Below are 15,270 nucleotides of genomic sequence, written 5' to 3' on the forward strand. Positions count from 1 at the left end.
CCGGCGCCGCCGGCACCGCCGGTGCCCGCGGTTCCGGCGGTCGCAAAGCCGCCCGCGCCCCCGGCACCGCCGGCACCCATCAGCCCGGCCGCCCCGCCCGCGCCGCCGTCGTGTCCCGGGGAGCCGGACCCGCCGTTTCCGCCGCTGCCGAACAAGATCCCGCCGGCCCCGCCGGGGGCCCCGGTCCCGGCGGCGCCGTTGGCGCCATTGCCGATCAGCGGGCGGCCCAGGAACGTCAGGAACGGCGTATTGATCGCGCCCAGCACGATTTCCAATGGCGAGGCGTTGGCCGCCTCTGCGCTGGCATACAACCCACCCGCGCCGGCCAACGCCTCCGCGAACTGGTTGTGGAACGCCGCCGCCTGATCGCTGACCGCCTGAAACTCCTGCGCGTGACTGGAAAACAGCGACGCGATCGCCGCCGACACCTCGTCACCGGCGGCGGCGAGCACCCCGGTGGTCGGAGCCACGGCCGCCGCCCTGGCCTCGCCGATCGTCGCCCCGATTTCGGCCACATCCGAAGCCGCCGACGCCATCATTTCCGGCACTGCGATCACAAAAGACATCCCGCACCTCCCACAAGGTCGCGACAGACAAGGAACGTCCCGCACCTTCGCTCGCTGCACGAGCCGATGGAGGGTGATGAGGACTGGCCCACCGTAACCCGGCGCCGGCCGGATCTGCGGTTTTCCCGACGATTCGGCACGTCACCAGCTCCGAGATCGGTCGAGCGTCGTGGGCGGCCACGTAGCGAAGCAGCCGGGCGATTTTGCCAGGTGAGGCGGGGTTTCAGCTCATAGCTGCTACTTAACTAGCGCATAGCCACAACTACTCTTAACGCACGCATCATTTGTCTCATGAGTGAAACATCTGAAACCCCAACTGTGCGGACCGCTACCGCAACTGAACCCGCGCCGGCGGCAGCGCCGGTGCTGTACCGGACCCCCCGGGTCTTCCTTGCCGCGGCATGGGTTGCCATCGTCGCCGGAGTCGTGTTCATCATCTCGGTGATCTTCTTCACCGGAATGGCGCTTGGGCACGGCCACGGCGGCATGCATCACCACAAGCACCACGCGGCGTTCATGCATCCGCACCGCTTCGGCCCCGGCGGCCCGGGCGGCCCCGGTGGACCGGCCGGACCACCCTCGGCGATCCAGGGCGGTGGACCGGCTTCGGCAACCCCCGGCGCCCCGGGACCCAGCCAGATTCCGTCGTCGGTCGCCCCGTCCCGGACGCCGTAGTCCCGACGGGTCGTTGAACCCACCTCCAGTGGCCCGGCGCTCGTTTGAGCGCCGGGCCTTTCGATTCACAGCAACATTTGTGTCTCGAACCTGTTATCGCGCTTGGCGGCAGGGGCAGTATTCAAGGCATGACCGAAACGCCTGAACCGTCAACGCAACCGACGTCCGTCGCCGCGGCACCGCCTCCGTACGCGACGGTCAAGCCCCCCCGGGTGTATGTGGCCGCCGCGTGGGTGGTGATCGTCGCCGGGATCGTCTTCATCCTCTCGACCGTCTTCTTCGCCGGTGCGATGGTCGTGGGGATCAGCCATCACTGGCATCACTACAAGCACCATCACGGCATGATGTACGGTCCCGGCGGTCCCGGCGGTCCCGGCGGTGGGCCGTGGCAGTACGGCGGGCCATGGGGCCCGGGCGCTGGTCCGTGGGGTCCGCCGCCGGGTTACGGTCCGGGTGGTCCCTTCGGTCCGCCGCCGGGATTTGGTCCGGGCGGCCCGAGCCAGACGGCGACGCCCAGCCCGCCGGCGCCGGCGCCGAACGCCCCGGGCAATCCGCGCCCCTAGGCACTTTTCTTGAACCATTACAGAGAAGCCTCGTCGAGCGCTCTTACGGGCCCATCGCACCGAAAGTCGTTGCGCTGACTAGGGTTACGCGAAGACCTCCAGTCCTGTCCCCGGGATAGGGTGGCGCACAACGCCATTCGACGTAGAAGCGAGCGCGACGTCGACCGCGATCCCGGCGGCAAGGGCGGCCAGGGATCCGGGCTCGATAATCGGTGTTCGCCACCCTGCGGCCGCCCTGGCATGATCGAAACCCATGACCATGCGCAGCCGCGCGGCGGTGATGATCATCGGTGTGGCGGTCGGGGGAGCGTTGGGTGCCCCGGTCGCGGCCGCTCACCCGTCGGAGCCGGGGGTGGTGAATTACGCGGTGCTGCCGAAGGGATCGGTCGGCAACATCGTCGGCGGACCGATGGGCTGGGAGTCGGTGTTCACGCAGCCGTTCCAGGGCTATTCGGTCGACCTGCCGGTGTGCAACAACTGGGCCGACATCGGGCTGCCCGAGGTCTTCGACGATCCGGACCTGGCGTCGTTCAACGGGGCAACCACCCAGACGTCGGCCAACGACCAGACCCACTTCGTCAAGCAGGCCGTCGGTGTGTTCGCCACCGGCGACGCCGCGGCCCGGGCCTTTCATCGGGTGGTGGACCGGACCGTCGGCTGTTCGGGCCAGACCACGACGATGCATCTGGACAACGGCGTCACCCAGGTGTGGTCGTTCGACGGCGGCCCGGCGACGGGCGCCGACGCGAACTGGACGAAGCAGGAAGCGGGCACCGACCGTCGCTGCTTCGATCAAACCAGGCTGCGTGAAAACGTGTTGTTGCAGGCCAAAGTCTGCCAATCTGGCAACGCGGGACCCGCGGTCAACGTGCTGGCCGGGGCCATGCAGAACGCGCTGGGTCAGTAGCGTGGGTCCGGATACTCGGGTGGTTCGTCGCGGGAAAGTCCGACAAGACGGGAATATGTCGGTGCGATCTGCAAGATGAAGTAGTGGCGTTGGAATTTCCGTTGACTACGCAACAAGCGGCGCATGCTGGAGGGATCGTGATATGACGTTCGCCCCGGTCAGCACCGCTCAAGCCGAGATGGTCGACTCCTCGTCCGCCGCCACGTACATCGCCCAGACCTGCCTGACCGACGCACCCGTGCGGCGCATCGGTCTCGAGCTGGAAGGGCATTGCCACGACCCGGCCGACCCGCATCGCAGGCCCGGCTGGGGTGAGATCGCCGCCGTGCTCGAGCAGCTGCCCAGCCTGCCGGGCGGCAGCGCCGTCACGGTGGAGCCCGGCGGCGCCGTCGAACTGTCCGGGCTGCCCGCCGACGGGGTGCTGGCCTCCATCGACGCGATGAACCGGGACCAGGCCGTGCTGCGGTCGGCCTTCGCCGACGCCGGGCTGGGTCTGGTGTTCCTCGGCGCGGATCCGTTGCGGCCACCGAAGCGCATCAACCCCGGCGCGCGTTACCAGGCGATGGAGCAGTTCTTCCGCTCCAGCCGCTCCGGCGAGGCCGGCGCGGCGATGATGACGTCCACCGCTTCGATCCAGGTCAACGTCGACGCCGGGCCGCGGGACGGCTGGGCGGCGCGGGTCCGGCTGGCGCACGCCCTGGGCCCCACGATGATCGCCATCGCCGCCAACTCCCCGATGCTGGGCGGCGAGTTCACCGGCTGGGTCTCCACCCGGCAGCGGGTGTGGGGCGACATGGACTCGGCACGGTGCGGGCCGATCCTCGGGGCCAGCGGCGACGACCCGGGCACCGACTGGGCGCGCTATGCGCTCAAGGCCCCGGTGATGCTGGTGCATAACCCCGAGGCCACCGCCGTCACGCAGTGGGTGCCCTTCGCCGATTGGGTGGACGGCCGGGCGTTGCTCGGTGACCGGCGCCCGACGATCGCCGACCTGGAATACCACCTGACCACGCTGTTCCCGCCGGTCCGGCCGAGGCAGTGGCTGGAGATCCGCTACCTCGACAGCGTGCCGGACGCCCTGTGGCCCGCCGTGGTGTTCACCCTGGTGGCGCTGCTCGACGACCCGGTGGCCGCCGACATCGCGGCCGAGGCCGTCGAACCGGTCGCTACCGCCTGGGACACCGCCGCCCGGGTCGGCCTGCGCGACCGGCGGCTGTACGAGGCGGCCAACAAGTGCGTGGCCGTCGCCGCCGAGCGGGCGCCGGCGGAGCTGACCGAGGCGATGCAGCTGTTGGTCAGCGGAGTCGAGCGGGGCCGATGTCCCGGCGACGACTTCTCCGACGAGGTGATCGAGCACGGCCTCGAGGCCACGGTCTCGAGGGCCGCGCGCTGGCCGCAAGGGGGCGCGTGACTTCTCGGGAAAGGCTCGCCGACGATTTGGCGCGGGCGCGGGCGCGCACGCTGCGGCTGGTCGAGTTCGACGACGCTGAGCTGTGGCGGCAGTTCGATCCGTTGATGAGCCCGCTGGTGTGGGACCTCGCGCACATCGGCCAGCAGGAGGAGTTCTGGTTGCTGCGCGGCGGCGATCCGTCCCGGCCGGGCATCCTGCCGCCGGCCGTCGAGGGCCTCTACGACGCCTTCGAACACTCCCGGGCCAGTCGCGTCGAGTTGCCGCTGCTTTCGCCCGAGCGCGCGCGGTCCTATTGCCAGACCGTGCGCTCCGCCGCGCTGGACGCCCTGGACGCCCTGCCGGATGACCCCGCCGGGGAAGAGGCTGCGTTCGCCTTCGGGATGGTGGTCAGCCACGAAAACCAGCACGACGAAACTATGTTGCAGGCGCTCAACCTGCGTACCGGCGCGCCGCTGCTGCGCGACGGATCCGCGCTGCCCGCGGGCCGGCCGGGGCTGGCGGGAACGTCGGTGCTGATCCCCGGCGGCCCGTTCGTGCTGGGTGTGGACGCCGCGAGCGAGCCGTACTCACTCGACAACGAGCGCCCCGCACACGTCGTCGACGTGCCGGCCTTCCGGATCGGCCGGGTTCCGGTCACCAACGACGAGTGGCGATCGTTCATCGACGACGGCGGCTACGACCAGCCGCGGTGGTGGTCCGAGCGGGGCTGGCAGCATCGCCAGGCCGCGGGCCTGACCGCGCCGCAGTTCTGGGGTCCCGACGGCCGAACCCGAGCCCGGTTCGGCTACATCGAGGACATCCCCGGCGACGAACCGGTGCAGCACGTCACCTATTTCGAGGCCGAGGCCTACGCGGCCTGGGCCGGCGCCCGGCTGCCCACCGAGATCGAGTGGGAAAAGGCCTGCGCGTGGGATCCGGCGACCGGCGCCCGGCGCCGCTACCCCTGGGGCGAGCGGGAGCCGTCGGAGGCCGTTGCCAACCTGGGCGGCGCCGCGCTGCGGCCCGCGCCCGTCGGCGCATACCCCGCGGGCGCCTCGGCCTACGGCGTCGAGCAGATGCTGGGCGACGTCTGGGAGTGGACCGCCTCGCCGCTGCGGCCGTGGCCCGGGTTCGTCCCGATGATCTACGAGCGCTATTCGAGCCCGTTCTTCGACGGCGACTACCGGGTGCTGCGCGGCGGCTCGTGGGCCGTGGAGCCGGGGATCGTGCGGCCCAGCTTCCGCAACTGGGACCACCCGATGCGGCGTCAGATCTTCTCCGGTGTCCGGCTGGCCTGGGACGTGACGGACTGATGTGCCGCCACCTGGGCTGGCTCGGCGCCGACGTGAGCGTCTCGTCGCTGGTGCTCGACCCGCCGTGTGGGCTGCGGGTGCAGTCGTATGCCCCCCGCCGCCAGAAGCACGGCCTGATGAACGCCGACGGTTGGGGCGTCGGGTTTTTCGACGGTGACACGCCGCGCCGCTGGCGCAGCCCGGCGCCGTTGTGGGCCGACGCGTCGTTCGACTCGATCGCGCCCGCGCTGCACAGCCACTGCGTCGTGGCCGCGGTGCGCTCGGCGACCGTCGGCATGCCGATCGAGGCCAGCGCGACGGCGCCGTTCACCGACGGCCGATGGTTGTTGTCGCACAACGGCATCGTCGACCGCACGGTGCTGCCCCTCACCTCGTCGGCCGAATCCGCCTGTGACAGCGCCGTACTCGCGGCCACCATCTTCGAGCGCGGGCTGGACGCTCTTGCCGACACCATCACCGAAATCGGCGCGGCCGACCCATTGGCTCGGCTGAATGTGTTGGCCGCCAACGGTTCTCGGCTGCTGGCGACCGCCTGGGGCGACACGCTGTTCATCCTGCGTCGCGCCGACGGCGTGGTGCTGGCCAGCGAACCGTACGACGACGCGCCCGACTGGGAAGACGTGCCGGACCGTCACCTGGTGGAGGTCACCTCGGCGGGGATCCAGCTGACCCCGCTCAACTCGAAAGGATCTCGATGACGCTGACGCTGTCCAATCACCTCGCCGCCGACTCGGCGTATCACGCATTGCGTCGCGACGTCCTCGACGGCCTGCAGCAGACACCGAAGTCGTTGCCGCCCAAGTGGTTTTATGATTCGGTGGGCAGCGACCTGTTCGACCAGATCACCCGGCTGCCCGAGTACTACCCGACCCGCGCCGAGGCTGAGATCCTCCGCGCCCGATCGGCCGAGGTCGCGTCCGCCAGCGAGGCCGACACGCTCGTCGAACTGGGTGCCGGCACGTCGGAGAAGACCCGGCGGCTGCTGGACGCGCTGCGCGACCGAGGCTCGCTGCGCGGATTCGTGCCGTTCGACGTCGACGCCGGCGTGGCGCCAGCGACCGCGACCGCGATCCAGCGTGAGTACCCCGGCGTCGAAATCAGCGCTGTCTGTGGGGATTTCGAGGAGCACCTGACCGAGATTCCCGACGGCGGGCGGCGGCTGTTCGTGTTCTTGGGGTCGACGATCGGCAATCTCACGCCCGAGCCGCGCGCGCAGTTCCTCGCGACGCTGGCCGGCGTGATGGAGCCGGGGGACAGCCTGCTGCTGGGCACCGACCTGGTCAAGGACGCCGACCGGCTGGTGCGCGCCTACGACGACGCCGCCGGCGTGACGGCCCGGTTCAACCGCAACGTGCTCGCCGTGATCAACCGCCAACTCGACGCCGACTTCGACGTCGAGGCCTACCAGCACGTCGCGCGGTGGAACACCGACGAGGAGCGCATCGAGATGTGGTTGCGGTCCGGCGGGAGCCAGCGGGTGCGGGTCGGCGCGCTGGGATTGACCGTCGATTTCGCCGACGGCGAGGAAATGCTCACCGAGGTGTCGTGCAAGTTCCGCCCGGACGGGGTGAGCGCTGAGTTGGCCCGCGCCGGATTGCGGCGCATTCGATGGTGGACCGACGACGCCGGCGACTTCGGGCTGTCGTTGGCCGTTAAGTGAGCCGCGGCGGTTCGCTGGCCGAGCAGTGGCGGGCGGCCCGCCCGCCCTTCGCCGGGCTGCACCTGGACAGCGCCGCCTGCTCGCGCCAGAGTTTCGCCGCCATGGACGCCGCCGCCAAGCACGCGCTGCACGAGTCGGAGGTCGGCGGGTACGTCGCGGCCGAGGCGGCCGCCCCGGTACTCGAGGCGGGCCGGGCGGCGGTCGCGACGCTGTTCGGCGCGCCCGACGCCGAGGTGGTGTTCACCACCGGCTCACTGCACGCGCTGGACCTGTTGCTGGGCGCTTGGCCGGCCGAGCGGCGCACGCTGGCCTGCCTGCCCGGCGAGTACGGCCCCAACCTGGCCGTGATGGCCGCCCACGGGTTCGAGGTGCGGACGCTGCCGACCCTCGACGACGGCAGGCTGGCGCTTGACGAGGCGGCGTTCGAACTCGAAAGCGAACCAACGGATTTGGTGCATCTCACGCCGATGGCCAGCCACCGGGGCGTGGTGCAACCACTCGCCATGGTGGCCAAGCTCTGCCGCGAACTGAGCCTGCCGCTGGTCGTCGACGCCGCCCAGGCGTTGGGCCACATCGACTGCGCGGTGGGCGCCGACGCAGCGTATTCGTCGTCGCGTAAGTGGATCGCCGGACCGCGCGGCGTCGGTGTACTGGCACTGCGGCCCAAGCTGATGGGGCGACTGGCGCCGCGCCTGCCGGCGCCGCGTTGGGCGTCGGGTCTCTCGGTGGCCCAACAACTCAGCTTCGGCGAAGCCAATGTCGCCGCGCGGGTGGGCTTTTCGGTCGCAGTGGGAGAGCATCTGGCATCCGGACCGGAGTCGGTCCGTGCCCGGTTGGCCGAGCTCGGCGGGATCGCCCGGACCCTGTTGACCGACGTCGACGGGTGGCTGGTGGTCGAAGACGCCGAGGAGCTCAGCGCCATCACGACGCTGGCCCCCGTCGGCGGCGCCGATCCCGAGGCGGTGCGGGCTTGGCTGCTCGCCGAGCGACGCATTGTGACGACCTACGCCGGGGTGGTGCGCGCGCCGCACGAGCTCACCGGCCCGGTGCTGCGGATCTCGCCCCACGTGGACACCACCGCCGAGGACCTGGAGACCTTCGCCGAGGCGCTGATCGCGGCGACCGCGGCGACCGGCTAAAAATACCGGACTCGTCAATTTCGCCTTTGAATTTGACCGAAAGTATGAAAAGGCCTGTTGTTATTAGGCACGTGTGGGGTAGCTTTTGGCTTCAGTAGCAGGCGGCGGATCACTCTTCGGGAAGCGAGTCGCCGCTCGGCAATGGAGCCGGTGTGAAGGGGTGCGGGATGAATTTCTCCACGGTCGCAGCGTCATTCAGCTTGGTCACCGGTTTGCGGCGTGCGTGAAAGGAGATCGACATGTCGTACGTGGTCACCGCGCCGGAAGCGGTGCAGGTTGCAGCCCAGGACCTGGCAGGCATTCGTGCCTCGCTGACGCAGGCCGCCGCGCTCGGGGGCCCCACCACGGGGATCGCGACGGCAGCCGGGGACGAGGTATCGAGCGCGATCGCGGCCCTCTTCGGCAGCGCCGGCCAGCAGTTCCAAGCTCTCAACGCCCAGGCACGGGCATTCCAGGCAGAATTCGAAAGCCTGTTGAAAGCCGGCGCGGCGGCCTATGTCAGCGCCGAGGCGGCTAACGCGGGGCTAGCGGCCCCTGCAGCTGTTTCCGCGGCCGTACCCGCCGCGACCTACCGAACCTTCAACCTTTTCAACGGCCTGCTCGACATCAATATCGGCACCGGTGGCATTCAATTCACGATCAGCACACCGGGGTTCATGCTGCCGGCGGTGCACGTGCCCCCGATAAGCGTCGCCCCGTTCAATCTGCCCCAGATCACCATTCCGCCCGTAAACATTCCGGCCGGCGCCACGCTTGCGAATCTCACGGTCAGTCCGTTCAACCTGCCGCAGCTGTCGATACCGTCCATCAACATCCCGGGCGGGACGACGCCCGCCAACATCACCGTCGGGGCGTTCGACCTGCCGCAGATAACGACCCCCGCCATCACGGTGCCGCCGATCAACCTGCCCGCGGTGACGATACCGCCGTTCCAAACGCCGCTGATCCAGGTTTCGAGCTGGAGCCTGCCATCGATAACGGTTCCCCGAATCGACCTTCCGCAGATACAGTTCCCGGATATCAGCGTTCCGGGTGGGGGCCAGACGGTGGTCCACTTGCACACCGGTAACGTCCTCTTCCCAGACTATGACATCAACCTTGAGTCGTTCGATATCAACGCGCCGTCACTCGGCTTCAACACGCAAGGGTTTATTTCCCAATTCGGTATCCCCAGTATTCAAATCGGTACCCTGACCCTGCCGATCCTGAGCGTCAGCAACCCGAGCGGCGGCGATTACATATTCCCGTCGATCGGCCTCTCCGGGTTCTCCATCCCGTCGATCACCATTCCGCCCATCTCTGTCGGCGGGTTCACCCTGCCGCAGGTCAGCTGGCCGGCTTTCTCGACGGCCCAGCTGACCATCCCGCCGATCGGTGTCGGTGGCTTCACGCTGCCGCAGGTCAGCTGGCCGGGGTTCGCCACGCAGCAGCTGACCATCCCGCCCGTCGGCGTCGGCGGCTTCAACCTGCCCGAGGTCGACGTCCCCAACATCACCCTGGCGCCCGTGCAGCAATATCAGTTCACGATCCCGCCCATCCCCACCTGGCCGAACGGGCTGACCATCGACGCGGGCAACTTCCTTTCGATCGTCAACGACGTGGCGGCCAGCCTGCTGGGCACCGGCCCCTAAGGCGTGGCGCCGTAGGTCTCAGCTGACCTTGTGCGCCGACAGCAGGAAGGCCGGCATCTTCATCCGGCCCTTCTCGTCGCGGTCGTGCGGTGGGAATTCGAACGGCGCGTTGTCCAGCGGCGGGATGTTCGCGTGGATGAAGGCGGGCCGGATCTCATCGATCTCCCAGTATTTGCTAACCGCGGCGCGCAACTCGTCCTCGTCGACCTCGTTGGGCTTGGGCTCCATCGCGGCGGGGAACGCGCCCTTGGCGAACACCAGCACGAAATAGTTGGCGCCGGGCGCCGCCGCGCGGTGGATCGAGCGCAGGTAACCGTCGCGGCCCTCGACTGGCAGCGAGTGGAACAACGTCGAGTCCGCGATCGTCGAGAAGCGTCCGTCATAACCGGTGAACGACGTGATGTCGGCCTGCACGAAGCTGGCCGTGGTCAGGCCGCGCTCGGCGGCCGCCTTGGTGGCGGCGGCGACGGCCGTCGGCGTGATGTCGATGCCGACCACGGTGTAGCCCTGCGCGGCCAGGGCCAGCGACAGCTCGGCGACCCCGCACCCGGCGTCGAGCACGTCGCTGCGAAACTTGCCGGCGGCGATCAGCGCCGCCAACTCCGGCTGCGGCTCACCGATGTTCCACGGGGGTGGGCCCTGGAATTCGCCCTCCTCGCGGTAGGCACCGTCCCAATCGATGATTTCGGATGACATGGTCCCCCTATCGATCCCAGGTGTGCACGGGCTCGTTGCTGTGCATGTGTTCGCAGTACCGCCGCAGCATCTCGGCGAGCGCGGCGGGCCGGCTCATGCCGCCGTCTTCCAGCGTACGCACGGTGGAGACCTGCCAGCTCGCGCCGTTGCGGCCGGCCCGGGCGCGGCCCTCGATGACACCCAGGAAGCGGTCGCGTACCTCGGCGTCGACGCCCCAGCGGCGCAGTCCGTCGTCGGCGATCGGCAGCAAGGTGTCGAGCACCAGCTCCCGCGCCGTCACCTTGCCCCTACCGGGCCAGAGCAACCGGGCGTCGATGCCGTGGCGGGCCGCCTCGAGGAAATTCTCCCGTGCCACAAGGAAACCCATCCGGTTCCAGAGCGGATCCTCGTCTTCGGACAGGCTGCGCAGCACGCCGTAATAGAAGGCGGAATTGGCCAGCATGTCGATGACGGTCGGCCCGGCCGGCAACACCCGGTTCTCCAGCCGCAGATGCGCGCGCCCGTCGACCACGTCGTACACGGGCCGGTTCCAGCGGTACACGGTGCCGTTGTGCAGGCGCAGTTCGGGCAGCTGCGGGGTGCGCCCGGCGGCGAGCTCGGCGACCGGGTCTTCGTCGGACACCTCGGGCAGCAGCGACGGAAAGTATTGGATGTTCTCTCCGAACAGGTCGAGCACGGAGGTGATCCACCGCTCGCCGAACCACACCCGTGGCCGCACGCCCTGGGCCTTGAGCTCCTCGGTCCGCGTGTCGGTGGATTGCGTGAACACCTCGATCCGCGTTTCCGACCACAGCTGGTGGCCGAAGAAGTACGGGGAGTTGGCACCCAGCGCCAATTGCGGGCCAGCGAGGATCTCGGCCGCGTTCCAGTTGGCGGCGAACTCCGCCGGCGCGAGCTGCAGGTGCAATTGCATGCTGGTGCAAGCGGATTCGGGTGCGATGGTGGCGGCGTTCCAGCTCAGCGGCTCTGGACCGGAGATGTCGATCGGGATGTCCTCGCCGCGGGCGGAAAAGATCGAATCGTTGAGGGCTGCATAGCGCGTCGACTCGCTCATCCAGTCCTGGTCGAGGTGCTCGGGCATCAGGGTGGGCAGGATGCCGATCATCACGATGTGCGCCCCGCCCGAGTTGGCCTTGGCCTCGGCGTCATTGAGGCTGGCCCGCACCTCGGCCTCGAGATCCAGGCCCGTGTGTCCGGGCAGCGGGCGGGGCGGCACGTTGAATTCGATGTTGTAGGCGCCCAATTCGGTCTGGAAGGCCGGGTCGCCTATGGCCTCGAGCACGGACCGGTTCGACATTGCGGGCTGATAGTCGGCGTCGACGAGGTTGCACTCGATCTCCATGCCGGTGAGCGGCCGGTCGGCATCGAAGCGCGACTGGGCGAGCATCGTCTCGAAGACGTTCAGGCACAACCGCACCTTGCGCCGGTATTCCGAGCGTTGCGCGCGGTCATACGTGGTGCGCTTGACCTCTTCGCCCACAACGCCGATGCAACAGGTTTACCGGCGGCAGCGCAAGGGCGACAGGCTGACCAGTGCTGACGCGGGTCGGGTGGGTAGACCATGATGGACGTACAGGTGTCAATCACGGGTGGAGGAGAGCTAGTTGGCCGAGTCCGCTGAATTCGTAGCCGCAATCGATCAGGGCACCACCAGCACCCGCTGCATGATCTTCGATCACGACGGCGCCGAAGTGGCCCGCCACCAGCTCGAGCACGAGCAGATCCTGCCCAGCGCGGGCTGGGTCGAGCACGACCCGGTGGAGATCTGGGAGCGCACGTCGTCGGTGCTGACGTCCGTGTTGAACCGGGCCAACCTCTCGCCGAAACACTTGGCGGCCCTGGGGATTACCAATCAACGCGAAACCACGCTGGTATGGAACAAGCGGACCGGCCGGCCTTACTACAACGCGATCGTCTGGCAGGACACCCGCACCGACCGGATCGCGTCCGCGCTGGACCGCGACGGTCGCGGGGACGTGATTCGCCGTAAGGCCGGCCTGCCGCCGGCGACCTATTTCTCCGGCGGCAAGCTGCAATGGATCCTGGAAAACGTCGACGGGGTCCGCGAGGCCGCCGAGAGCGGTGACGCCCTTTTCGGCACCGCAGACGCCTGGGTGTTGTGGAACCTCACCGGGGGCCCGCGGGGCGGCGCGCACGTCACCGACGTGACGAACGCGAGCCGGACCATGCTGATGAACCTGGAAACGCTGGACTGGGACGACGAGCTGTTGTCGTTCTTTTCCATCCCGCGCGCGATGCTGCCGGCGATCGCGTCGTCCTCGCCGCGAGAGCCCTACGGGGTGACGCTGGACACCGGGCCGCTCGGCGGCGAGGTGCCGATCACGGGGGTCCTCGGCGACCAGCACGCGGCGATGGTCGGTCAGGTGTGCCTGGCCGAGGGCGAGGCGAAAAACACCTACGGCACCGGCAATTTCCTGCTGCTCAACACCGGCGAGACGATCGTGCGCTCGGACAACGGCCTGCTGACCACGGTGTGCTACCAGTTCGGCGACGCCAAACCCGTGTACGCGCTTGAGGGTTCGATCGCGGTCACCGGCTCGGCGGTGCAGTGGTTGCGTGATCAGCTCGGCATCATCAGCGGCGCGGCGCAGAGTGAGTCGCTGGCCCGTCAGGTCCCCGACAACGGCGGGGTGTATTTCGTCCCGGCGTTCTCCGGGTTGTTCGCCCCCTACTGGCGATCCGACGCCCGCGGCGCGATCGTGGGCCTGTCGCGGTTCAACACCAACGCGCACCTGGCGCGGGCGACGCTGGAGGCGATCTGCTACCAGAGCCGAGACGTGGTGGACGCGATGAAGGCGGATTCCGGTGTGCGCCTTGAGGTGTTGAAGGTCGACGGCGGCATCACCGGCAACGACCTGTGCATGCAGATCCAGGCCGACGTGCTCGGCGTGGACGTGGTGCGGCCGGTGGTCGCCGAGACGACCGCGCTCGGCGCCGCCTATGCGGCGGGCCTGGCCGTCGGGTTCTGGGCCGATCCGTCGGACCTGCGGTCGAATTGGCAGGAGGACAAGCGCTGGACACCCAACTGGGACGACGAGCAACGCGACGCCGGATACGCGGGTTGGCGCAAGGCGGTGCAGCGGACCCTGGACTGGGTTGACGTATCCTAGCCTTTGTTGGTGCCGCGAGCGTGCGTGTCTGTACAGCGACACGCCGGTGTGGCTGACATTTTGCGCACGCTCGCGGCCGCAACCGGTTAGTCCTCGCCGAGGATGCCGTAGACCTCGCGGCGAGCGTTGTTGATGATCTCGACGATGCGTTGCTGCTGCTCGTCGGTGGCGGTGTGCGCGGATTGCGCGACCGCGCCAAACAACTGGCCCATGGCCGCGCGCAGGTTGACCGCGCCCGGGTCGGCGCCTTCGGCGATCTCGTCCCACGGCTTGGTCTCGATCTTCTCGGCCGCCGCGCGGCCCTCGTCGGTCAGCTCGAAAAGCTTTTTGCTGCCGTCGGTTTCGCTCGCGCTGATCAGGCCCTCGTCGTCGAGCAGCTGCAGCGTCGGGTACACCGACCCGGGGCTGGGCCGCCAGATCCCGTTGCTGCGCTCGGCGATCTGCTGGATCATCTCGTAGCCGTGCATCGGCCGCTCGGCCAGCAGGGCCAGGATGGCCGCGCGCACGTCGCCGCGGCGTCCGCGGCCGGAGCCGCCACGACGCCGTCCGCCGCGCCGACCGCCCGGGCCGAACCCGAAGCCGAAGCCCGGGCCGAAACCGGGGCCGAAGCCCGGCCCGAAGCCGGGGCCGAAGTGGTCGCCGGCGTGGTCACGGAGGTGTTCGCGGAATTCGCGCCGGGCCTGACGCCGGGCGTCGTGCAGGGCGCGCCGGTCGACCGGGCCGGGGCCGAAGCCGAATCCCAAGCCGGGCCGGGCGAAGGGGCCTTCGGGGGGAGTGAAGGGGTTACTCATGGTTGGTAGTTCCTCTCGATGGTTTGTGGGTAACACGCCGTCCGCGCGCTACGTCATATCACGATATATCGTAAACTAACGCGATGCAACGAGATATTCCGATAAGCGAGCTTCGGGCGCGTCGAAACGGCTTTGACCTGCGGAAAGTGAATCTCGGGCGGCCGTCGCCGGGCGGTTTGCATCCCCCGAACGGGGGGTAGGAACTGTGGGATGAACGCTAACAACAACCTGACGGTGGGCGGCGGGACGCAGAGCGCGACCGAGCCCACGTGGGGCGACGACACCCGAGGTCGGACGGCTTGGCCGTGGGTGAATTGGGGGTTGGCGCTGGCGACGGTGCCCGCCGCGGCCATCGTGATGCTCTTCGCGCTCGGCGCGGTGATGAGCACCGCCGGGTGCGCCGACCGCAGTTGTCCCAACCTGGGCCGCGGCGGCATTGACTTCGGCGTCGCGTTCTATGGCGCACCCGTGGTGGCGTTTGTCGTCCTGCTTGTCTCGTTCTTCACCGCAAAGCGTCGCGGGGGCATCGCGGTTCCGCTGGTCGGTTGGGCGCTGCTGATCGCCGACGTCCTGCTCATGGCGGCGGCGGTCTCCGGCTAGCCGTTTCAGGTATTGAGTGTGCACTGACGGCTTTGCGTGGTGCGCCACGGTTGAAAATCGCTGAATCTTCCGCCCAGGGCTCACACACAAAACCCACGATTCACACTCAAGGGGTGAAGGCGCCGTCTCCGGCTAGCTGTACCCGGTCATGAGGTTGGTTGCAGTCGGCTGACGGGTGGGTGCCCGCCGAGTGCGCTGTGACGTCGTT

General features: G+C 68.8%; 15 protein-coding genes and 1 pseudogene. 11 read left to right on the plus strand and 5 right to left on the minus strand.

The annotated features are described in order from the left end of the window. Together A9X00_RS32685 and A9X00_RS32690 are read right to left on the minus strand one after the other, a co-directional pair. A partial coding sequence (locus A9X00_RS32685; RefSeq protein ID WP_369830717.1) for a PGRS repeat-containing protein occupies positions 1–254 on the minus strand: 254 nt, incomplete at its 3' end. 90 nt (positions 255–344) lie between these two features. Next, positions 345–566: pseudogene (locus A9X00_RS32690) on the minus strand (PE family protein); the annotation flags it as partial. 291 nt (positions 567–857) lie between these two features. Between A9X00_RS32690 and A9X00_RS05335 the strand changes: the two are divergent. The 9 genes from A9X00_RS05335 (at position 858) to A9X00_RS30550 (ending at position 9,844) form a co-directional block, all read left to right on the plus strand. Further along, complete coding sequence (locus tag A9X00_RS05335; RefSeq protein ID WP_067150098.1) at positions 858–1,241, plus strand: hypothetical protein; 384 nt, start codon at positions 858–860, stop codon at positions 1,239–1,241. A 128-nt stretch (positions 1,242–1,369) separates the two neighbouring features. Further along, positions 1,370–1,804, plus strand: coding sequence for a hypothetical protein (locus A9X00_RS05340; RefSeq protein WP_067150101.1), 435 nt, complete (start codon positions 1,370–1,372; stop codon positions 1,802–1,804). 259 nt (positions 1,805–2,063) lie between these two features. Continuing rightward, entirely contained in the window at positions 2,064–2,711 is a 648-nt protein-coding gene (locus A9X00_RS05345; RefSeq protein ID WP_156771935.1) for a sensor domain-containing protein, read from the plus strand. Positions 2,712–2,853: 142 nt separating this feature from the next. Continuing rightward, positions 2,854–4,122, plus strand: a complete 1,269-nt coding sequence (gene egtA / locus A9X00_RS05350; RefSeq protein ID WP_067150107.1) for an ergothioneine biosynthesis glutamate--cysteine ligase EgtA — start codon at positions 2,854–2,856, stop codon at positions 4,120–4,122. Further along, entirely contained in the window at positions 4,119–5,414 is a 1,296-nt protein-coding gene (gene egtB, locus A9X00_RS05355) for an ergothioneine biosynthesis protein EgtB (RefSeq protein ID WP_067150110.1), read from the plus strand. The genes egtA and egtB overlap by 4 nt, the downstream gene beginning before the upstream one ends. Next, positions 5,414–6,112 (plus strand): ergothioneine biosynthesis protein EgtC, encoded by a 699-nt coding sequence (egtC, locus tag A9X00_RS05360; RefSeq protein ID WP_067150113.1) that lies wholly within the window; start codon positions 5,414–5,416, stop codon positions 6,110–6,112. Before egtB ends, egtC begins: the two co-directional genes overlap by 1 nt. Beyond that, a complete protein-coding gene (gene egtD, locus A9X00_RS05365; RefSeq protein WP_067150116.1) occupies positions 6,109–7,074 on the plus strand; it encodes an L-histidine N(alpha)-methyltransferase in 966 nt (321 codons plus the stop codon). The genes egtC and egtD overlap by 4 nt, the downstream gene beginning before the upstream one ends. Next, positions 7,071–8,213: an ergothioneine biosynthesis PLP-dependent enzyme EgtE gene (gene egtE / locus A9X00_RS05370; RefSeq protein ID WP_067150119.1), complete on the plus strand. Its 1,143-nt coding sequence runs from the start codon at positions 7,071–7,073 to the stop codon at positions 8,211–8,213. The genes egtD and egtE overlap by 4 nt, the downstream gene beginning before the upstream one ends. Before the next feature lie 248 nt (positions 8,214–8,461). Further along, positions 8,462–9,844, plus strand: coding sequence for a PE family protein (locus A9X00_RS30550; RefSeq protein WP_232006679.1), 1,383 nt, complete (start codon positions 8,462–8,464; stop codon positions 9,842–9,844). 18 nt (positions 9,845–9,862) lie between these two features. On the opposite strand, the gene A9X00_RS05380 is transcribed toward A9X00_RS30550, so the two are convergent. Next, entirely contained in the window at positions 9,863–10,540 is a 678-nt protein-coding gene (locus A9X00_RS05380) for a class I SAM-dependent methyltransferase (RefSeq protein ID WP_067150125.1), read from the minus strand. A gap of 7 nt (positions 10,541–10,547) precedes the next feature. Next, on the minus strand, positions 10,548–12,020 hold the full coding sequence (locus A9X00_RS05385) for a glutamate--cysteine ligase (RefSeq protein WP_067150129.1): 1,473 nt from the start codon (positions 12,018–12,020) through the stop codon (positions 10,548–10,550). Between the two features lie 124 nt (positions 12,021–12,144). Here A9X00_RS05385 and glpK point away from each other — a divergent pair, with 124 nt between their 5' ends. Further along, on the plus strand, positions 12,145–13,671 hold the full coding sequence (gene glpK / locus A9X00_RS05390) for a glycerol kinase GlpK (RefSeq protein WP_067150132.1): 1,527 nt from the start codon (positions 12,145–12,147) through the stop codon (positions 13,669–13,671). Between the two features lie 86 nt (positions 13,672–13,757). On the opposite strand, the gene A9X00_RS05395 is transcribed toward glpK, so the two are convergent. Next, positions 13,758–14,462 carry a PadR family transcriptional regulator gene (locus A9X00_RS05395; RefSeq protein WP_067150135.1) on the minus strand — a complete coding sequence of 235 codons (705 nt, stop codon included), beginning with the start codon at positions 14,460–14,462 and terminating at the stop codon, positions 13,758–13,760. A 210-nt stretch (positions 14,463–14,672) separates the two neighbouring features. On the opposite strand from A9X00_RS05395, the gene A9X00_RS05400 reads away from it, so the two are divergent. Continuing rightward, positions 14,673–15,062 (plus strand): hypothetical protein, encoded by a 390-nt coding sequence (locus A9X00_RS05400; protein WP_067150137.1) that lies wholly within the window; start codon positions 14,673–14,675, stop codon positions 15,060–15,062. Positions 15,063–15,270: the final 208 nt, after the last annotated feature.

Source organism: Mycobacterium sp. 1245805.9 (genome assembly GCF_001672915.1).
Lineage (GTDB): Bacteria > Actinomycetota > Actinomycetes > Mycobacteriales > Mycobacteriaceae > Mycobacterium.